Raw genomic sequence first — 18,358 nt, forward strand, 5'->3', positions numbered from 1 at the left:
CCCCGAATCGAATGCTTGTAAGGTTGAAGGTAAACCGCGCCAGTAAAAGGAGAGACCATGCAACCGGAATCAGCCGGGACAGCCACGTCTGGAGCTAAGGTGCGGCCAGCGCGCGCCCGCTTCGGGTCCTCCGAGGTACCGGCCTCCCGTGCCACGCAGGACCGGATCGACATCCCCGAGTTCGCTCCCAACCTTGAGCCGGAAGGCGACATCAGCCCGGACCGGTTCCTGGACCGTGAGCTCAGCTGGCTGGCCTTCAATTCGCGTGTGCTGGAACTTGCCGAGGACCCGAACCTCTATCTCCTGGAGCGGGTCAGTTTCCTGTCCATCTTTGCCTCCAACCTGGACGAGTTCTTCATGGTCCGAGTTGCCGGCCTGAAGCGCCGCATCGCCACAGGACTGGCTGTACCGTCCCCGGCCGGCCTGAGCCCCATGCAGGTTCTGGACCAGATCGGCGAAGCCGCCCACCGGCTCCAGCAGCGCCACGCGCGGGTCTACGCCGAACAGATCCGGCCCGCCCTCGCCTACGAGCACATCCACCTCATGCACTGGGACGAACTGGATGACCAGGCCAAGGACCAGCTCAGCGCCATGTTCGCGGAGAAGGTCTTCCCCATCCTGACGCCCCTCGCGGTGGACCCCGCACACCCGTTCCCCTACATCTCGGGGCTGTCCCTGAACCTGGCCGTGGTGGTGCGCAACCCGGTCAGCGACAAGGAGCTGTTCGCCCGAGTCAAGGTTCCGGACCAGTTGCCGCGCCTCATCTCCATCGACGGCCCGCGTGCCGGATCCGTGCCCGGCCGGGTGGCCCGGTTCATCGCACTGGAAGAGGTCATCGCAGTCCACCTGGACCAGCTGTTCGCCGGCATGGAGGTCCTGGAGCACCACACCTTCCGCGTCACCCGAAACGAGGACGTCGAGGTCGAAGAGGACGACGCCGAGAACCTGCTGCAGGCGCTCGAGAAGGAACTGCTGCGCCGCCGGTTCGGCCCGCCCGTGCGCCTCGAGGTCACCAACGACATCAATCCGAACATCCGGGCCCTGCTGATCCGCGAACTGGGCGTGGAGGAGTCCGAGGTCTACTCCGTTCCTGCCCCGCTGGACCTCCGCGGATTGTCCGTCATTGCCGGGATCGACCGCGCGGACCTGCACTACCCCAAGCATGTGCCGCACACCTCGCGGTACCTGAATGAATCGGAAACGTCCAAGGCGGCGAACGTGTTTGCCGCCATGCGCCGTCGGGACATCCTCCTGCACCACCCTTACGATTCCTTCTCCACCTCCGTCCAGGCTTTCCTGGAACAGGCCGCGGCGGACCCGAAGGTGCAGGCCATCAAGCAGACCCTGTACCGCACCTCGGGCGACTCCCCCATCGTCGACGCCCTCATCGACGCCGCGGAGGCAGGCAAGCAGGTGCTGGCCCTGGTGGAGATCAAGGCCCGGTTCGACGAACAGGCCAACATTTCCTGGGCCCGGAAACTGGAGCAGGCCGGCGTGCACGTTGTGTATGGCATCGTGGGCCTGAAGACCCACTGCAAGCTGTCCCTCGTGGTCCGCCAGGAAGTGGATGGCCTGCGGCGCTACTGCCACATCGGCACAGGCAACTACCACCCGCGCACGGCGCGCTACTACGAGGACCTCGGGCTGCTGACCTCCAACGAGCAGGTGGGCGAGGACCTTTCCAAGCTCTTCAACCAGCTCTCCGGCTATGCCCCGAAGTCCACCTTCAAGCGGCTCCTTGTGGCGCCCCGTTCCGTGCGTTCGGGACTTATCGACCGCATCGAGAAGGAAATCCGCAACGCCAAGGCCGGCATCTCCGCCAGGGTACAGATCAAGGTCAACTCCATGGTGGACGAGGCGATCATCGACTCGCTCTACCGCGCATCCCAGGCCGGTGTGAACGTTGACGTGATCGTCCGCGGTATCTGTTCCCTGCGCCCGGGCATCCCGGGACTTAGCGAAAACATCACGGTACGCTCCGTACTGGGACGGTTCCTGGAGCACTCGCGGGTCTTCGCGTTCGCCAACGGCGGCGACCCCGTGGTCTATATCGGTTCCGCCGACATGATGCACCGCAACCTGGACCGGCGCGTGGAAGCCCTCGTCCAGCTCACCAGCGGCGACGACACCGCCTATGTGCTGGACATGCTCCGCCGCTACATGGACCCGGAAACCGCCAGCTGGCACCTGGACAGCCAAGGCGAATGGACCAGGCACCACCTCGGCGACGACGGCCGGCTCCTGGAAGACGTCCAGTCATGGCTGCTCGCATCGCGCTCCCGCCAGCGCCCGACGGTAAGGCGGTAGGACCCTGGCCTTGAAGAGTGACGAGACAAGCGCCGTCAGCAACGACACGGCAAACGATTCGCTCGTTGCCGACCAGACCGACCATCCCGGCGAACCCATTGCCGTGGTTGCGGCGGGCGCTTTGCCGTGGCGCGTCAACAAGGACAAACTGGAAGTCCTGCTGATTCACCGTCCAAGCTATGACGACTGGTCGTGGCCCAAGGGCAAGATCGACGCCGGCGAGACCATCCCTGAGTGCGCCGTCCGCGAGATCGAAGAGGAGATCGGGCTCAAGGCAACTTTGGGCATTCCCCTTCCGCCCATTCACTACCATGTGTCTGCCGGCCTGAAGGTAGTGCATTACTGGGCCGTGGACGTGGACGGAGCCGTGCTTCGTCCGGACGGCAAGGAAGTGGACAGCGTGATGTGGTGTTCGCCGGAAAAGGCGGCCGCCCTGCTGAGCAACCCCGGTGATGTGGCGCCGCTCGAGCGGCTGGTGGCAGCCCACGACCGCAACGAACTGGATACCTGGCCGCTGCTGGTGGTCCGCCATGCCAAGGCCAAGCCGCGCTCTTCCTGGACCAAGGCGGAAGGCGACCGCCCGCTCGCGGCCACCGGATTGCGCCAGGCACAGGCCGTTCGCCGGCTGCTGCATGTGTGGAAGCCGATGCGCGTGCACTCGAGCCCGTGGCAGCGCTGCGTGGCCACGATTGCACCGTACGCCAAGTCCGCCGAAGCCAAGGTGAAACTGCACGATGCCCTGACGGAGCACCGCCACGCCCGTAACCCCAAGAAGACCGCTGGTGTCGTCGAATCACTCTTCGATAAACAGCGCGCCATTGCCCTGTGCACCCACCGCCCCGCACTGCCTACGGTCATCAAGCAGCTCGGCGAGCACATGAACGGCCGGCTGCGGGCGCTCCTGCCGTCCTCCGACCCCTACCTGGCTCCGGGTGAGATCATCGTGTGCCACGTGGCCCGCGGCAGCAACCACAAAATCGTCGCAGTGGAACAGTTCAGGCCCTTCGACGATTAGCGGGGCGTTCCGGCGCCCGCCCGCCACGCCAAGTAGTGCGTAGGTTTGACCCCCAGGTCTTTGTATCAAATACTCAGTACATTGATGCAAAAATCTGGGGGGATTATGCCGGTCCGATTCGAACTGCCACCGATGCTGCTGCTGGGACCGCTGGTCGCCGCCGTCGTTCTCTATCTCATCCTGAGGTGGGTGGTGTGGGAGCCCAGGATGGGCGCATCACCCGAAACGGTTTCCCAGCACGCGCTGTGGGTCGGGGTCATCGGCTGGATGGCCAGTTCACTGCAGGGTGCCATGAACATCGGCATCATCCCGGCCGGCAGAACTAACAGCCCCGTCATCGGACCTTTCCTGGTGACACCGGAGACAATCATCCCGGCACTGGCCTGGCCCATCCTTGGCGTCCTCGGGATCCATGCCATCGGCCAGGTCAGCTATCCGCGCCCCAAGCGCCTCCGCCGCAAGGCAAGCCTCCACGTGCGGAAGATCCGCGATTTCCTTCCGCGGCCGCTGGCGTGGACAACCCTGGCCATCTTCACGGCTGCGGCGCTTTTCATCGCCTGGACGGCCACGCTTCCAGCGTACGCACCGATGCCCTACGGGTCAGCCCAGGAGGATGCGGAAGGATTCAGGACCATCGGCGGCGACGGGCGGATCGCCGGCATCGAATTGGCCACCTGGCTGGGAGCGGCGCTGGTTGTCCTGGCCGCGGGCACGTGCGTGGTGCTGCTGCTGATCTCCCACCGCAGGCAGCTCGAGCCGCTGACGGACCACGACAACTCATTGCTCCGGACGATTGCCATGAACCGGCTCCTGCGCACGGTGGCAACCGTGGCATCGGGCCTGGCAGTCATCGCCGGCAACTTTGCCGCCCGGCCGGACCCCGCCATCGGCAGCACGTCGTGGACCAACGTCGCAGGTCTTGTGGGTATGGCAGTCCTGCTGGCCATGTTGGTCTGGGCACCGCCGAAACTGGCCGGGCCCACAGGCCAGCAGGCGAAGCTTGCGACGCCGGCCGGAAGGTCGCACCCCGCTGCCCGGCTGGTCTCCTCGGTCGGCGCCGCCCTCGGTGTCGCCGCGGCCCTGCCGCTCCTCGCCGGAGTCTTCCTCGTACCCGCGATAATGGCCGCGCCTGCCGGCTACGGGCCACCCGCATTCGTTTCCCTGGTGACCGCGCTGATACTTTTGGTCCTCGCCGCGGGTGAACTCCTGCTGCAGCGCAACTACGCCGGCACGGATCAGCCCCGCACCTGGCCCCGGCAGCCGGTGCCTCCGGCCTTGTTCGCTACCGCGATCCTGGCAGTGCTCGTGTTCGTGACAACGCTCGTTGTATCAGCGTCCGGAAACTCCCTCATTGGCCGCGACGGGGGGTGGCTGCCCCCCGCAGTCCTCAGCGCCGCCGGGGTGATCCTGGCGCTCCCGGCTTTCTTCGCCACGCGACGCCGGCACGGAATACCGGACGCTCCCCCGGGCCTGGACGCCGCCCTGCGGGCCATCACTGTCTACCGGATTGTCCGGATACTTTCGGCCATGTTCATGGCGCAGGCGGCCATGGTTTTACTCATGAACAGCCAAGCGTGGGCCGCTGCGTTCGGCGTGGCGTTTATGCCGACCACCCCCTGGTGGCCCGCTTCCCTCGCCGGTGCCGTCCTGGCCTGTGCTGCGATTGTGACGGCACTCGTGCCGGTGCGTGCCCTCGCGGGATCCGGCTCCCGGCCCGCTCCCCTGCCCGACAGGGAAGCCATCACATGACGGCGGGCATTTCCGTGGACCTCGGCTCGGCAACGCCGCCTTACGAGCAGATCCGCACCCAGATCTCTTCGCTGATAGCCGTGGGCTCGCTGACCGCCGGAACCCGGCTGCCCACAGTGCGCAGCCTTGCCGCGGACCTGGGCATCGCGGCGGGCACAGTGGCACGGGCCTACAAGGAACTCGAGCAGGCCGGCCTGCTCGAGACGCGGCGGCGGAACGGCACCGTCATCGTCGGAATGCCCGACGACGGTCTGCCGCCCGGTGGCGCCGTCAACGCGGACGTCGTGGCCGCCGTCGACCGTTACATCACGGAAGGCCGCGCGGCGGGCCTTGATGACGGCACGCTCCAGGGCATTCTGCGCGTGCGGCTCGGCCATCAGTAGACTGGGACGGTGAGCATTCCAACGCCCTATGAAGACCTCCTGCGTGACGTCCTTGCCAACGGCACGCACAAATCAGACCGCACCGGCACCGGCACGCTCAGCGTGTTTGGACGCCAGATGCGCTTTGACCTGAGCCAAAGCTTCCCGCTGGTCACCACCAAGCGGGTGCATTTCAAGTCCGTGGCCGTCGAGTTGCTGTGGTTCCTGCGCGGCGAGACCAACGTGAAGTGGATGCAGGACCAGGGTGTCACCATCTGGAACGAATGGGCAGATGCCGACGGCGAACTCGGCCCCGTTTACGGTGTCCAGTGGCGCAGCTGGCCGACGCCCGACGGCGGCCACATCGACCAGATCGCCGAACTGGTGGAGAACCTGAAGTCCAACCCGGACTCGCGCCGGCACATCGTCTCCGCATGGAATGTCGCCGAGCTCCAGGACATGGCACTGCCCCCGTGCCACGCCTTCTTCCAGTTCTACGTTGCGGACGGCAAGCTGTCCTGCCAGCTGTACCAGCGCTCCGCGGACACGTTCCTGGGCGTCCCGTTTAACATCGCCTCCTATGCGCTGCTGACATGCATGCTGGCGCAGCAGGTGGGCCTGGAGCCGGGTGAGTTCGTCTGGACCGGCGGGGACGTGCACATCTACGACAACCACATGGACCAGGTCCTCAAGCAGCTGAAGCGGGAGCCGTACGAGTACCCGCAGCTGAAGATCCTGCGCAAGCCGGACACGATTTTCGACTACACGCTGGAAGACTTCGAAGTCGTCGGCTACCAGCACCACCCTACGATTAAGGCGCCGATCGCAGTATGAGCACCGACAACGCCATGGATCCCCTGGCCTTCACTGAAAAAATTGCCGACGACACCACCGGAGTGGGGCTTGTCTGGGCCCAGACCACGGCAGGCGTAATCGGCAAGGACGGCGACATGCCGTGGCACCTGCCCGAGGACATGAAGCATTTCACCCGGCTCACCAACGGGCACCCGGTGATCATGGGCCGCAAGACCTGGCTGTCCTTCCCGGACAAGTACCGTCCCCTGCCGGGGCGCACCAACATTGTGGTGACGCGGCAGGAAGGCTGGGGCGATACCGCCGAGGCGGAGGGCGCCCTCGCGGTGAAGTCGCTCGACGACGCCCTGCTGGAGTCGCAGTTCGCTCCCGGCCATGAAACGGTGTGGGTGCTGGGCGGCGGGGAAATCTTTGCGCAGACCCTGGACATCGCCAACGTCGCGGTAGTGACGTTCATCGATTCCGAGACCGAGGGCGACACTTATGCGCCCGACCTCGGCTTCGAGTGGAAGCTGGCCGCGAGCGAACCGGCCACCGGCTGGCTGACGTCCACCAGCGGTACACGGTACCGGTTCACCATGTGGCGCCGGACTGAGGGCTAGGAGCATGCTGAAGAAGCCGGAAACACTCTTTGTCCTGGGCTACATGCTGCTCCCGCTGCTGGCTCTGCTCTCCGCGATCGTGGGGCTCACCATGATCCTGGGCGGCAACAAGATCGCCGGCGCCATCGTGCTGGTGGTGGTCACCCAGGCGTTCGCGTTCGGGGCCGTCTACGCGCTGCGCCTCCGCAAGGCAGCGGTGCTGGAGCAGCACGACGCCGAGTAGCGGCAAAGGCGGCGGGTTGCCTTCACCATGGGGAGAGCAGCCCATCGCGGGCACTGCCGTTTAGCCACTAGAGTCATGCGAGCAGCTTGACGATTATCCGCAGCTCAGAACTTTTGGGGGGATGCCTTGTGGCAGGAAACTTGTGGGGCGCGGATGTTGCCCAGCTGCGAACTCTGGCGCAGCAGTTCGGCAAAACATCCGACAGCCTGCTTCAGCAGTCAACACAGCTGAGCAACCAGATCAACAACAACCCCGCGTGGAAGGGTCAGGACGCAGTCACCTTCCGGTCCGACTGGAACAGCAGCCACCGTGCCCTCATTCAGAGAACAGCGTTGGCCCTCAAGCAGGAGTCGAAGAAGCTGCTGACCCAGGCCGAGGAGCAGGAGAAGGCCAGCAACGGCGGCGACGGCGACAGGCCGGGCACAGGAGGCGCCGGTTCGGGCGGCGCTACCGGTGGCGATATCAAACCGTTCCGGTTGGGCCCGGACTGGCTTGCTGACAGTGATGACTCGCCTTCCCCCTTCCGCGGAGGCTGGGACACGTACAACCTAATCAAGGCCTTCCCCAACATTCGCGCCGGCGTCTTCGACGCCGCCGCGATTATGGGCGAGGCCGGCTTCCGCCAATCCTTCACGAAAGCTGCCTGGGACACTTTCCAGGAGTCCAACGCCATCAGCAGATATTTCAACATGTCGTCGGATCTGTTCGACGGGAAATTCCATAACGTGCTGAATCTGGCACCGGACTCTTCTGCGTTTAAGGTTCTTGGAGGCTTCGGTCATGCGCTTGGTGGCCTGGGTGTGGGCCTTGACACCCTCGATGCAGTGAATAAGTGGCAAGCGGGGGACACAGGAGGCGCGTACTACTCCGGGGCGAAGGCCGCTCTCGGAGTAGTATCTTTCTTCCCGCCACCCGTCGGAACAGCGGCCATGGTCGCTAGCGGCGCACTTGCCATTTATGACAACGTCCCCGCAGTCAAGAACTTCGTCAACGGAGTGGGTGGACACATAGCTGAGGGATGGAATGCCGCGGGACACGCAATCGAACAGAGTACCGAAGCGGCCGGAGAAGCCATTGCCGATGCCGGCGAGGCCGTGAGTGACGCCGTGGGCGACGGAGCAAAGGCCGTATCGAAATTCTTTGGATTCTAGAAAAGGGAAAGCCAAATGACTGACACCATCTCCGAAGCAACTGGTTCAACCGACCGACAGTACCCGGACTCGATCGGCTTCGGCTACGCCGAGATCGTGGCGCTCCTCAACCTGAACAAGGGAAACGAAGCCAACAACAGCGCCCGCGCTTTGCGCCTTGAGAATGAGCTGGACGACATCAAGATGATTTCCGCCGGCGCCTCGTCCCTTGTCGCCCGCGGCCTTGCCATCGTTGAGCAGGACGGAGAGCTGTCCGTCTCGGGCCCGGTAGCCGCGGTCACTTCGGCCCTTACCTCTGCCGTGCGACGCATGGAGATCTCCCTGCTGACGGCTGACGGAGGAGACAGTGTCTTATCGGTTGAGTCCGAGGACTACCAAATCCTCATGCAGCCTCGGGCGTATCTGACGTGGTTTGCAATGGCGCAAAACCCCGAGATCTCCGCCGCAGAAGGAAACTTCTACATCATGCGCAAACACCTGTCGGACAACCCGGCCGGAGGCGCCACGATCCTGCGCCGCGAAGACCCGCACAAGCGCCGGCTTCTTCTCAAGCGCGGAACTGCTGGCTGGACGGTCGGGTATATCAGCCAAGGGGAGGACGAGGTGGAGGAAATCTCTGGACTCTCCGACGCACAGGTCCTCGAGAAAATCAGGGAACTCAGGAACGAAAAATAATGTTCAACAACAACCCCGAGCGGGCTGCACGCGACGAAGAGATGTGGCAGTGGCACAAGCAGGCCCTGGCTGCCGGCCAGCGAAGGGTCCTCTCCCGGACCATGAGCGGCGAGCTGTACAGCTATGCGAAGGACGAGATCGGCTTTCGGCGAAATGGGCCGGGAAATGGCGTCTCCACGCTGAGGGGCCTCATCGTGGTGACCGCTGTGATGGCTGCTTTCGGCATCCTGACCGCCGTTATGGCCGTCGGTGTATGGTCACCGGACGGAGAACCGGCGTGGGGTTTCCTTGTCCTCACACTTTTTGCGGCAGCAATGGTCTGGTGGGGAGTCCGTTGCGCCATCTCAGAGATCAAAGCGAAGAAGATCAGGGAACAGCGCGGAGTCCCCACTCCGAGCGGAGCGCCTCTTTGAACAAACACCTGAGCGTCAACCTCAATTCCGGGAATGACAGCCCGCGGGGCCGCATCCGCGCTACCCGCGGCGAAGGCACGACATGAGCCAGCCGGACGACCAAGTCCGCGCCAACCACGAACAGGCGCTGGCACGAGGTGAAAAAAGGGTCCTGTTCCGCACAGTGGACGGCAGGCTTCACAGCTACGCCAAGGATGAGCTCGGAGTGGTCACCGCCAGTTCCCAGCCTCAGGTGCGTTCCGCAGTCGGCTTCCTTATGATGGCGGTTGCCTTCGCTGCCGTTGCAGTCTTCTCCATCTTTCTGGTGGCCGGCCCCACCAGCAGGGGCCAAGACGCCATGTGGAGCGCGCTGTTCCTGACCGCGGCCGGACTGGGTGGCGCCCTGTACGCCATCCGGATGGCGAAGGTAGCTTCGAGAGCCAAACGCCTGAGGGCGGAACGGGGAATCCCCGAACCCACTTCCCGGCAATTCGACTGAGCCGGTCACGGCGAAAAGGCCAGAGCCGTTAACCGACGCTGGTTGCGGGAACAATCAGCGGCCAGAACTGACCATGGTATTTGACCAATAGCGTGAGCGGCGCAACGATGCCGTGGCCGCGGAGAACAAAGCGTTGGCCAGCGGTGAGAAGCGCGGGCATCGCGATCTACGAAAAGGCACGGCATGAGCCAGCCGGACAACCAGCCCCAACGGGGTGGCAGGAAGGCCTACTACGCCCGTCAGGTGGAGGCCGAGGCAGAGCGCCAGGGCCTCACCGTCGAGGAGTACGGAGTGTACAAGGGCGACGTCGGCAGCGCCGTCAAACCCATTAACTCGGCGGGCGGGCTGCTCTTCCTCAGCATCCTGATCACACTGATCATGACCGTGGTGGCCGTGCTCATCGTCAAGCTGTTTACCGACGGCACGGAGGAGCCCAATTGGAGCCAGCTTGGGTTCGCTGCTGCCTTCGGCCTCTGGATTGTTCCCACAACCTGGGCCTACTACTTCAAAGAGCGCAAGGCAGCGCGCCTCCGCAAGCAGAATGGCAAAACCATCGAGTTGCCCACTAGGCGGAACTCTGCGAGGGACTGAGTCCGCCTCACCGCTTCGGGGAGGGCCGCCGTCGTGCGTTGGGTGCGTGACGTAACCGACTGCGCCGTGCCGGTTCCAAAGTCTAAACTGGACGAATGACTACAGCAGCTACCCCCTCCGTCGGCCTGGTCGGATGGCGCGGCATGGTCGGCTCCGTCCTGATGCAGCGCATGCAGGACGAAGGCGACTTCGCCAACATCAACCCGGTGTTCTTCTCCACGTCAAACGCCGGAGGTGCCGCCCCGTCGTTTGCCGATGGGTCCGGCAAGCTCGAGGACGCGTTCGACGTCGACACGCTGGCTAAGCTGCCGATTATCGTCACCGCCCAGGGCGGCGACTACACCAAGCGGGTCCACGGCGAGCTGCGCAGCCGCGGCTGGGACGGCCTCTGGATCGATGCCGCTTCCACCCTGCGCATGAACGATGACTCGATCATCGTGCTGGACCCCATCAACCGCGACGTCATCGACAAGGGCCTGGTCAACGGCACCAAGGACTTCATCGGCGGCAACTGCACCGTGTCGTGCATGCTGATGGGCCTCGGTGGCCTGTTCAAGAACGGCCTCGTCGAGTGGGGCACGTCCATGACCTACCAGGCTGCCTCCGGCGGCGGCGCCCGGCACATGCGCGAGCTGCTCAGCCAGTTCGGCACGCTCAACGCCGAGGTCAGCTCCGAACTGGACGACCCGGCGTCGGCCATCCTGGAAATCGACCGCAAGGTCCTGGCGCACCAGCGCACCGACATCGACGCGACGCAGTTCGGCGTCCCGCTGGCCGGCTCGCTGATCCCCTGGATCGACGCGGACCTGGGCAACGGCCAGTCCAAGGAAGAGTGGAAGGCGGGCGTCGAGACCAACAAGATCCTCGGCACGTCCGGCGAGAACCACATCGTCATGGACGGCCTGTGCATCCGGATCGGCGCCATGCGTTCGCACTCCCAGGCGCTGACGCTCAAGCTCCGCGAAGACCTCTCCGTGGCTGAGATCGAAAGCATCCTGGCCGCGGACAACGAGTGGGCCAAGGTGGTGCCGAACACCAAGGAGGACTCCATGGCGAGCCTCACCCCGGTGGCCGCGTCCGGCACGCTGGACATCCCCGTGGGCCGTATCCGCAAGCTCGAGATGGGCCCGGAATACATCAGCGCCTTCACCGTGGGCGACCAGCTCCTGTGGGGCGCTGCCGAGCCGCTGCGCCGCATGCTCAACATCGCCACCGGCACCCTCTAGGCGCCTCCCCCGGTCCCCGGCACGAGGTTCCCGGCACGGGGTGCTACGGTGCCTGGCCGAGGAACTTCAGGTACCTCGCGGCCTGCAGCTCAAATGACCTTTGGGCTGCGGGCCGCAGTCCGTTAACCGTGTCGAACGGTTCAGGCACGACGGCGGCTGTCCGCCCGGTGCCTTTCCGCGCCCAGGTGCCGATCACTTCGCCGCCGGAGACAATGGTCTTCTTGAATACCCCGTTGCCGCCGGGAACAACCTTCTGGGAATGCTGCGCCGGGAGTACCAGCGACCGGTCCGTGTAGCCCAGCAGGAATTCATCGAACCCGGGCAGTGCCAGCAGGGCGCGCTGGCCGGGAACACCGTCGTCGAGCAGCGCCGCGGTGGCCGGCGACATCCAGTAGCTGGCTCCTTCGAACTCCAGCTCCACCAGCTGGTCCTTCACCAAAACCAGGCCGCTGCGGACCTCCGTCACCGGAGTGTTGGACCACCAAGCGAAGTCCCGTTCCGTGGCCGGGCCGTGACTGAACATGTACCGCAGCAGCAGTTCTGCGATGCCCTCGGTACGGTCCAGCTCCCGGGATTTCGGGATCCACTCATCGAACGCCTTGATCAGCTGCTGGTTCCCGACGAGTGGTCCCTGCACCAGCCAGGCCCGCTGGCACAGGACGCCCAGCAGGTGGATGCCGCGCTGGCCAACCGTAGACTGGCCCGCTGCTTCGAAGGCCTCAAAGAGCTGTTGGCGCGTGGCCGATCCGCCCGAGACCAGTTCCAACGCCGCCTCACGGGCAACGTCCACGTCGCGGGCATCAATCCCGAGCTCCCGGTGGCGGGTGCCCATGCCCCGGAGCAGGCGGTCGGCCGTGATGTCCAGGATCCAGCGCAGGTCCTCCGGAGCAAGCAGGTGGAGCGTCCCGCGCATCGGCCACGAGCGGACAACCGTCCCGTCGTCCAGCGCCGAGCGGACCGTGTCGACGCCTGAGTTCCGCACCCTCAGGCCGACCGCCCACAGCGCGGCCTGCATGTCCTGCGCCTGCATGGCCGTCATCCAGCGCACGGCCTCCGGCACTGAGTCGAAGTCCGGCGCCAGCAGCCCCTGCGCGGCAAGGCGTAGCCTTCCGATGACTTGCCGGGTGACCCTGGTCCGCGTGCCTGCTCCCATGCCCCCCATCGTAGGTCCAGCCGCGGACAATTCACGTCCGCATTTCCGGAATCTCCCGGCCTGTAGCGGGGCACGGGCAGTACCCCGCCTCCTCCCAGCCCGTTTACAGCAGAGGTCCCTACGCTGGATGCATGACTATCGGAGACCTCTGGCCGCACCTGCGGCCCCTTTGCCGGGCACTGGCCCTGCTGGGCTGGGTCACGAGCGCCGCCGGCATGGCCGCCGGACTGTCCATCGCGATTGCCGGCGGAACCAGCCTCTCCCCCACCGTCCAGGCCCTGCAGCTGGTCTCCACGATAAGCATGGGGGTGGCGGTCATCAGTTTCATCGCAGCCTCCCTGCTGCAGCCCCAGCACCGCGGCTGGCGCGCTGGTGAACAGGAGCACGGCGCCGTGGCCCACGAACAGGCCGGCGAGATGCCGCCAACCATCAGGAGTTTCCTGCTGGCTGCCCTTGCTTTGCTGACGGGCGCAGTGGTGTTCGCCGGTGCAGGGCTGGTCCTCCGCAACGGCCCCAGCGCGCAGTCCGTGGCATTCTGCCAGGTCTTCCTGCTGGGCGCAGCGGCGTCCGGGTTCACGTTCATGCTGTTCAGCAAGGTAGCCCCGCGCCATAGCCGGAACTGAGTCGCTGTTCCCTAAAGCTCGACGCCGATCAGCAGCGGCTCGGGGTGCAGTTCGATGCCAAAGCGTTCGACGACGCCGCGGCGCACCTCGCGGGCGACGGCGACCATGTCCGCCGCGCTGGCGGAACCCCGGTTGGTGATGGCCAGGGTGTGCTTGGTGGACAGGGATGCACGGCCGCCGGAGACGCTGCCGGCCTCCAGCGCGAAGCCCTTCCCGAATCCTGCATGGTCAATCAGCCAGGCTGCGGACAGCTTCACCAGCCCGTCCGCTCCGGCCGGATAGCGGGGAGCGCCTTCGGGCAGCGCCTCCGCCGCGTCTGCCGGGACGATGGGATTGGTGAAGAAGGAACCGGTGGAATAGGTGTCGCGGTCGGCCGGGTCCAGGACCATGCCCTTGGAGGCCCTCAGCCGCAGGACCTCCCGGCGCACGTCGTTGGAGTATGCCCTCTTGCCGGGCTCAACGCCCAGGGACTTCGCGAGCTCGGCATACCGGATCGGAGCACTCATCCTGCCCAGCGGCAACTGGAACTCGACCGTCAGGACCACGTAGCGCGGGGACCCCTGGACGGTGGTCTGCTTGAGGATCGAGTCCCGGTATCCGAACTTCAGCTCGGAACTCGTGAAGGTGCGGACTGCGTTCTGTTCCCGGTCCCACGTCCGGACCGCGGCAATGGTTTGGGAGACGTCGGAGCCGTAGGCACCCACGTTCTGAACGGGCGTGGCACCGGTGGACCCGGGAATGCCGGACAGGGCTTCGATTCCCGACCATGCATGGCGCACCGCATGCTCCACCAGGGCATCCCAGTTATGCCCCGCATGGACCACCACAGCCACCCCGCCACAGGAATCCTCCGCGTTGACGGTGAACCCCTCGGAGGCAATCCTGAGCACGGTGCCGGGGTACCCGTCGTCGGAAATCAACAGGTTCGACCCGCCGGCGATGATCAGCAGCTGCTCGCCGGCGGCGTCCGCAGAGCGGACGGCGTCGATGATCTCCCGCTCCGTGCGCGCTTCGATGTAGGTGCCGGCGGGACCGCCGACGGCGGCAGTGGTCAGGTCGGAAAGCAAAGTCTGGGTCACCTGTCCAGCCTAGCGGTCATTGGGGCGGCACCGGGATTCAGGGGAGCTTCCGGGCCACCGGGGACAGCAGGAAGCTGACCACCAGCATCACCATCACGGCGAGCAGCGAGTGGAGGATGCCCACGTGTTCGGCCAGCAGCCCCAGCAGCGGAGGCCCGCAGAGAAACGCGCCGTAGCCGATGGTGGACACCACTGAGACGCGGGCCGCGGCCTTGACCGGATCATCGGCCGCCGCGGACATGCCAACCGGGAAGCCCAGCGATGCTCCAAGGCCCCAGACTGCCAGCGCCACGAACGCCATCCACGGCACGGGGGCGAACACGAACAGACCCAGGCCGGCGACGGCCAGGGCGGCGCACCAGCGCATCACGGGCACCCTGCCAAACCGGTCCAGGACCAGTGTGCCAGTGAAGCGGCCGATGGTCATGAAGGTGACGAACAGCCCGTAGCCCGCCGCACCGGCAGCGTCGCTTTGGCCATGGCCGTCGGCGAGGGCCAGGGCCACCCAGTCGCCGGCCGCCCCCTCGGCGAGGGCGAGGCCCAGGACCAGCACGCCCAGCAGCAGCGTGCGCTTGTCGCGCCAGGCCTGGGCAATCTGGCGTTTATTGTCCAGTGGCTGTTCCGGGACCGCGTCCGTCTGGCGGACGATCGGGATGGGCCCGGTGGAGGGATCCTCGAACGTGTCCGTCCCGGACGCCTTGAACGGGCGCTCCCCCTGGACCGGCGTGATGTCCGCCCGGAACCAGGCGGCTCCCGTTGCCACCGAGACGGCCACAACGAGCCCGCCGGCAGCCAGGTGCCAGAACACGGGAACGCCGGCCCCGGCAGCCCAGGCACCCAGCCCGGCGCCAGCCACCGTTCCGAGGCTGAAGGAGCCGTGCAGCCGGGGCATGATGTGCCGCCGGACGGCGCGTTCCACCGCGGCGCCTTCGACATTGGAGGCGGTGTTCCAGCTGGCGGTGCCCAGCCCGATGATGGCCAGTCCCGCGGCAACCGCCACGGGGCTGGCGAGCACGGACGTGCCGAAGCCTGCCAGCACCAGCCCGAAGCCCACCATGATGCTGCCGATCCGGATGGTCCGCTTGGAGCCCAGCCGGAGGACGATCAGCCCCGAGGCGGACACGGAAACAAACGAACCGGCAGTCATGCAGAGCAGGAGCAGGCCGATGGTGCCGGGGGTCAGGTCCAGGCCATCGCGGATGGCCGGCAGCCGGGACACCCAGGTGGAAAACGCGAGTCCGCTGGCCCCGTAGGCCACCACCACGGCGTTGCGCCAGTGGGTGATCTCGGCAGCCGGAACGAAGGCTTCCCTGGTCAAGGCAGCCTTTCTGTTACGCAAGCCTGACGACTGCCTGTGCCTTCATCAGGACCTTCTGGCCGGCGAAGACCACGGTGAGGTCCACGCGCGCGGTGCCGGCGTCGGCGTCGAGCGCGCCAATGGCGCCGCTGACTTCGATGACGGCCCCCGGATCCTCTGTGCCGGTGGTGTCCGTGACGAGGACCGGTTTGGTGAAGCGTGTCTGGAAATCGACGACGGCGGCCGGGTCGCCGGCCCAGTCGGTGACGAGCTGGACTGCCGCGCCCATGGTGAACATGCCGTGGGCAATGACGCCGGGCAGGCCCACGCCGGTGGCGAAGGCTTCATTCCAGTGGATCGGGTTGAAGTCGCCGGACGCGCCGGCGTACTTCACCAGGTCCTGGCGGCTGACGGTGATGCTGCGGCTGCCGAGGTCCTGGCCGACCGCGAGTTCAGTGAAAACGGGGGTGATGGCTGCAGTGCTCATGGGTTACTGTCCCTCTCCGCGGACCAGAATGGACGAGGTGGTGGTGGAGACGGCCTCCCGGGAAGCGCCCGGGTCGTTGCCGTCTGCTGCACCTTCACCGCTGAGCGCGAAGATTTCTGCGCGCGTGGTGATCATCGCGCCGCCGCCCATGGCACGGACACCGTCCACGTGCAGCTCTGCCACCAGCCGGTCCCCGGCGAAAATGGGTCGGTGGTGGACAAAGCGCTGGTCCGCGTGGACCACGCGGGAGAAGTCGATGCCGGACTCCGGGTCCTCGATCAGCTGGGCGTCGGCGCGCTGGGCAATGATGATGGCGAAGGTGGGCGGCGCCACAAGGTCGCGGTGGCCAAGGGCTTTGGCCGCGTCCAGGTCAAAGTGCGCGGGGTGGGTTGCCTTGACGGCCCTGGCGAACTCGCGGATTTTCTCGCGGCCGACGTCGTACACCTCTGCGGCAGGGTAGCTACGGCCCTGCAGATCCGGATTGATAGTCATGGCCTCAAGCCTATCGTTCCGCCGCCGCGGGACACCGAAGAGGTGGGCGGGCTCACGGCCTGTTACTTGCAGAGGGTCTGGCGCCATTCCTCCACTGGGTCGTACGCCGGCTACCTCTTGTAGGTCTTGCGGATCTGCTGGCCGCGGACCACGATCCCCGCCACATGCAGGACCAGGCCCAGCCCGATCACCGGCAGCGAGGCCACGGCGAGGCCCTGGTTGTTGGAGGTGTTGCCCACCAGGTTGAGGATGATGCCTGCGGCGATCAGGCCCATGGCGCTGAAAACGAGCACCTTGTAGGCGGTGGATGCGGTGGCCCAGAATTCGTTCAGCACCGTGCCATTCTACGGGCCGCCGTTCAGAACAAGGACTCCTGCACTGCCGGAACCTCTGATCCGTAGTGGTCCCCGAGTTCCACGGTGCGTGCCTTCAGCTGGCTGAGGTTCACCACGAACTCCAGCTCGGCGCCATCCAGGGCGGCAACGGCGATGCTCCCGCTCACCGCGCCAATCCGGAATCCGTGTGTGCCGGTGCTGAGGTCATGCGGGTAGGAATGCCTGGCGGCCGGCGTGCACGCCCCGTCCGCGAGGCCGGGCCGCGCCCAGCTCTCGTCCACCACGTCAAAGCCTTCGCCGCCGGCGCGTGTCAGCAGTGAGCGGGCCTCCGCTGCCAGCCGCCCGTTCAGGGCGTCCAGTTCGACGGCGGGTGCCGGCGCCACCAGGGCCGCAGCCTTGGCCGCTGACCGGACCTGCTGCGGGAGCCCTGCATCACGGGTGAGCATGTCCTCGAGGATCCGGACGACCTTGCCGTCGTCCGCGCGCGCCACATACCGGGCCACCACGGCGCCCTGCTCGGCCAGCCGGTTCCATTTCCGCAGGTCCGAGGCCGTGCCCACCTTGCTGGCCCCGTTGGCGAATGTGGCCACGTACAACCAGTGCTGCTGCATCAGGTACGCGCGCAGGCCCGGAGGAACGCCACCGCCGCGGTGAAAGTCGTGGATGAGCCGGGAATCGTCCACCACGAAGCAGCGCTCGCACTGGCTGCCCCTGACTGCCGGCGCCTTGGCCGGGCAGAGCACATGGTCCCGGTCGGCCGGGCCATGCACCCTGTGATGCCCCAGGCATAACTTACCCTCCGCGGCCACCCGGAAGCCCAGCCGGCTGCCGGCGTCGAGCGTCAGCTCCCTGAACCCGCCGGCCGGGTCCTGGAGCCGCATGACCGGAGTCCCGGCGTCGTTCCTCCCGGACGGACTGTTCTGCGCGGAACCGGGCGGCGCCCCATCCCAAAAGACCCCGTGGACCAGATAACGGATATCGGTCACGGGGTCTCCTTGGACTGCCGGGGGACGCTAGAGCGCCGGCTGCACGCCAAAGGCTACGGCGAGTTTCATGATCTTTTCGGCGCGGCCCAGGCGGGGCAGGTCGGAGCCGTCGCGGATGACGCGGCCGTTGGCTTCGAAGTCGGCCATGAAGTCCGTGGCCCACGCGACGTCGGACGGCGTGGGGCTGATGACCTCGTTGATGACGTTGGTCTGGTCGATGGCCAGGCACAGCTTGCCGGTCATGCCCATCATCACGGTGATGCCGGTCTGCTCGCGCAGGATGGGGTGGTTGGTTCCCACC

The 18,358-nt window shown here is 66.1% G+C and carries 21 protein-coding genes and 1 pseudogene; 14 read left to right on the forward strand and 8 right to left on the reverse strand.

What is annotated here, in order from left to right:
- Nucleotides 1-57: 57 nt before the first annotated feature.
- The 13 genes from AC1DRE_RS14305 (at nucleotide 58) to asd (ending at nucleotide 11,605) form a co-directional block, all read left to right on the forward strand.
- On the forward strand, nucleotides 58-2,307 hold the full coding sequence (locus AC1DRE_RS14305; protein WP_476985220.1) for an RNA degradosome polyphosphate kinase: 2,250 nt from the start codon (nucleotides 58-60) through the stop codon (nucleotides 2,305-2,307).
- Nucleotides 2,308-2,317: 10 nt separating this feature from the next.
- Nucleotides 2,318-3,322: an NUDIX hydrolase gene (locus AC1DRE_RS14310; RefSeq protein ID WP_476985221.1), complete on the forward strand. Its 1,005-nt coding sequence runs from the start codon at nucleotides 2,318-2,320 to the stop codon at nucleotides 3,320-3,322.
- 105 nt (nucleotides 3,323-3,427) lie between these two features.
- The gene (locus AC1DRE_RS14315; RefSeq protein WP_476985222.1) at nucleotides 3,428-5,071 is read left to right on the forward strand and encodes a hypothetical protein; all 1,644 of its coding nucleotides are present in this window, start codon (nucleotides 3,428-3,430) and stop codon (nucleotides 5,069-5,071) included.
- Complete coding sequence (locus tag AC1DRE_RS14320; protein WP_476985223.1) at nucleotides 5,068-5,454, forward strand: GntR family transcriptional regulator; 387 nt, start codon at nucleotides 5,068-5,070, stop codon at nucleotides 5,452-5,454. Before AC1DRE_RS14315 ends, AC1DRE_RS14320 begins: the two co-directional genes overlap by 4 nt.
- Nucleotides 5,455-5,463: 9 nt before the next feature.
- A complete protein-coding gene (locus AC1DRE_RS14325; RefSeq protein WP_476985224.1) occupies nucleotides 5,464-6,267 on the forward strand; it encodes a thymidylate synthase in 804 nt (267 codons plus the stop codon).
- Entirely contained in the window at nucleotides 6,264-6,848 is a 585-nt protein-coding gene (locus AC1DRE_RS14330; RefSeq protein ID WP_476985225.1) for a dihydrofolate reductase, read from the forward strand. The genes AC1DRE_RS14325 and AC1DRE_RS14330 overlap by 4 nt, the downstream gene beginning before the upstream one ends.
- 4 nt (nucleotides 6,849-6,852) lie before the next feature.
- On the forward strand, nucleotides 6,853-7,071 hold the full coding sequence (locus AC1DRE_RS14335) for an NF038396 family protein (protein WP_104171996.1): 219 nt from the start codon (nucleotides 6,853-6,855) through the stop codon (nucleotides 7,069-7,071).
- A 128-nt stretch (nucleotides 7,072-7,199) separates the two neighbouring features.
- A complete protein-coding gene (locus tag AC1DRE_RS14340) occupies nucleotides 7,200-8,222 on the forward strand; it encodes a WXG100 family type VII secretion target (RefSeq protein ID WP_476985226.1) in 1,023 nt (340 codons plus the stop codon).
- A gap of 15 nt (nucleotides 8,223-8,237) precedes the next feature.
- On the forward strand, nucleotides 8,238-8,897 hold the full coding sequence (locus tag AC1DRE_RS14345; protein WP_476985227.1) for a hypothetical protein: 660 nt from the start codon (nucleotides 8,238-8,240) through the stop codon (nucleotides 8,895-8,897).
- Nucleotides 8,897-9,310: a hypothetical protein gene (locus tag AC1DRE_RS14350; protein WP_476985228.1), complete on the forward strand. Its 414-nt coding sequence runs from the start codon at nucleotides 8,897-8,899 to the stop codon at nucleotides 9,308-9,310. The genes AC1DRE_RS14345 and AC1DRE_RS14350 overlap by 1 nt, the downstream gene beginning before the upstream one ends.
- A gap of 82 nt (nucleotides 9,311-9,392) precedes the next feature.
- Complete coding sequence (locus AC1DRE_RS14355; RefSeq protein ID WP_476985229.1) at nucleotides 9,393-9,788, forward strand: hypothetical protein; 396 nt, start codon at nucleotides 9,393-9,395, stop codon at nucleotides 9,786-9,788.
- 183 nt (nucleotides 9,789-9,971) lie between these two features.
- Nucleotides 9,972-10,379 (forward strand): hypothetical protein, encoded by a 408-nt coding sequence (locus AC1DRE_RS14360; RefSeq protein WP_476985230.1) that lies wholly within the window; start codon nucleotides 9,972-9,974, stop codon nucleotides 10,377-10,379.
- A 95-nt stretch (nucleotides 10,380-10,474) separates the two neighbouring features.
- Nucleotides 10,475-11,605 (forward strand): aspartate-semialdehyde dehydrogenase, encoded by a 1,131-nt coding sequence (gene asd, locus AC1DRE_RS14365; RefSeq protein ID WP_476985231.1) that lies wholly within the window; start codon nucleotides 10,475-10,477, stop codon nucleotides 11,603-11,605.
- Nucleotides 11,606-11,648: 43 nt separating this feature from the next.
- Here the strand turns inward: asd and AC1DRE_RS14370 are convergent, their stop codons facing one another.
- The gene (locus tag AC1DRE_RS14370; RefSeq protein ID WP_476985232.1) at nucleotides 11,649-12,758 is read right to left on the reverse strand and encodes a winged helix DNA-binding domain-containing protein; all 1,110 of its coding nucleotides are present in this window, start codon (nucleotides 12,756-12,758) and stop codon (nucleotides 11,649-11,651) included.
- A 131-nt stretch (nucleotides 12,759-12,889) separates the two neighbouring features.
- Here AC1DRE_RS14370 and AC1DRE_RS14375 point away from each other — a divergent pair, with 131 nt between their 5' ends.
- Entirely contained in the window at nucleotides 12,890-13,381 is a 492-nt protein-coding gene (locus tag AC1DRE_RS14375; RefSeq protein WP_476985233.1) for a hypothetical protein, read from the forward strand.
- Between the two features lie 11 nt (nucleotides 13,382-13,392).
- Here AC1DRE_RS14375 and AC1DRE_RS14380 read toward each other — a convergent pair whose 3' ends face one another.
- The 7 genes and pseudogenes from AC1DRE_RS14380 to AC1DRE_RS14410 all read right to left on the reverse strand — a co-directional run.
- Nucleotides 13,393-14,460: a UDP-N-acetylmuramate dehydrogenase gene (locus AC1DRE_RS14380; RefSeq protein ID WP_476985234.1), complete on the reverse strand. Its 1,068-nt coding sequence runs from the start codon at nucleotides 14,458-14,460 to the stop codon at nucleotides 13,393-13,395.
- A 37-nt stretch (nucleotides 14,461-14,497) separates the two neighbouring features.
- A complete protein-coding gene (locus AC1DRE_RS14385) occupies nucleotides 14,498-15,778 on the reverse strand; it encodes an MFS transporter (protein ID WP_476985235.1) in 1,281 nt (426 codons plus the stop codon).
- Nucleotides 15,779-15,791: 13 nt separating this feature from the next.
- The gene (locus tag AC1DRE_RS14390) at nucleotides 15,792-16,244 is read right to left on the reverse strand and encodes a MaoC family dehydratase (RefSeq protein WP_476985236.1); all 453 of its coding nucleotides are present in this window, start codon (nucleotides 16,242-16,244) and stop codon (nucleotides 15,792-15,794) included.
- A gap of 3 nt (nucleotides 16,245-16,247) precedes the next feature.
- A complete protein-coding gene (locus tag AC1DRE_RS14395) occupies nucleotides 16,248-16,736 on the reverse strand; it encodes an FAS1-like dehydratase domain-containing protein (RefSeq protein WP_476985237.1) in 489 nt (162 codons plus the stop codon).
- A 110-nt stretch (nucleotides 16,737-16,846) separates the two neighbouring features.
- Entirely contained in the window at nucleotides 16,847-17,071 is a 225-nt protein-coding gene (locus AC1DRE_RS14400; protein ID WP_476985238.1) for a DUF3188 domain-containing protein, read from the reverse strand.
- 23 nt (nucleotides 17,072-17,094) lie between these two features.
- Nucleotides 17,095-18,057 (reverse strand): DUF2797 domain-containing protein, encoded by a 963-nt coding sequence (locus tag AC1DRE_RS14405; protein ID WP_476985239.1) that lies wholly within the window; start codon nucleotides 18,055-18,057, stop codon nucleotides 17,095-17,097.
- 27 nt (nucleotides 18,058-18,084) lie between these two features.
- Nucleotides 18,085-18,358: pseudogene (locus AC1DRE_RS14410) on the reverse strand (CoA ester lyase); the annotation flags it as partial.

It is taken from the genome of Arthrobacter sp. P4_H3, assembly GCF_056400885.1.

Bases quoted from the DNA above. Each gene is read 5' to 3' on its own strand.
- AC1DRE_RS14330 (WP_476985225.1), top strand. From the start codon at position 6,264: ATGAGCACCGACAACGCCATGGATCCCCTGGCCTTCACTGAAAAAATT.
- AC1DRE_RS14305 (WP_476985220.1), top strand. From the start codon at position 58: ATGCAACCGGAATCAGCCGGGACAGCCACGTCTGGAGCTAAGGTGCGG.
- AC1DRE_RS14350 (WP_476985228.1), top strand. From the start codon at position 8,897: ATGTTCAACAACAACCCCGAGCGGGCTGCACGCGACGAAGAGATGTGG.
- AC1DRE_RS14360 (WP_476985230.1), top strand. From the start codon at position 9,972: ATGAGCCAGCCGGACAACCAGCCCCAACGGGGTGGCAGGAAGGCCTAC.
- asd (WP_476985231.1), top strand. From the start codon at position 10,475: ATGACTACAGCAGCTACCCCCTCCGTCGGCCTGGTCGGATGGCGCGGC.
- AC1DRE_RS14345 (WP_476985227.1), top strand. From the start codon at position 8,238: ATGACTGACACCATCTCCGAAGCAACTGGTTCAACCGACCGACAGTAC.
- AC1DRE_RS14335 (WP_104171996.1), top strand. From the start codon at position 6,853: ATGCTGAAGAAGCCGGAAACACTCTTTGTCCTGGGCTACATGCTGCTC.
- AC1DRE_RS14375 (WP_476985233.1), top strand. From the start codon at position 12,890: ATGACTATCGGAGACCTCTGGCCGCACCTGCGGCCCCTTTGCCGGGCA.
- AC1DRE_RS14315 (WP_476985222.1), top strand. From the start codon at position 3,428: ATGCCGGTCCGATTCGAACTGCCACCGATGCTGCTGCTGGGACCGCTG.
- AC1DRE_RS14370 (WP_476985232.1), bottom strand. From the start codon at position 12,758: ATGGGAGCAGGCACGCGGACCAGGGTCACCCGGCAAGTCATCGGAAGG.
- AC1DRE_RS14390 (WP_476985236.1), bottom strand. From the start codon at position 16,244: ATGAGCACTGCAGCCATCACCCCCGTTTTCACTGAACTCGCGGTCGGC.
- AC1DRE_RS14395 (WP_476985237.1), bottom strand. From the start codon at position 16,736: ATGACTATCAATCCGGATCTGCAGGGCCGTAGCTACCCTGCCGCAGAG.
- AC1DRE_RS14355 (WP_476985229.1), top strand. From the start codon at position 9,393: ATGAGCCAGCCGGACGACCAAGTCCGCGCCAACCACGAACAGGCGCTG.
- AC1DRE_RS14320 (WP_476985223.1), top strand. From the start codon at position 5,068: ATGACGGCGGGCATTTCCGTGGACCTCGGCTCGGCAACGCCGCCTTAC.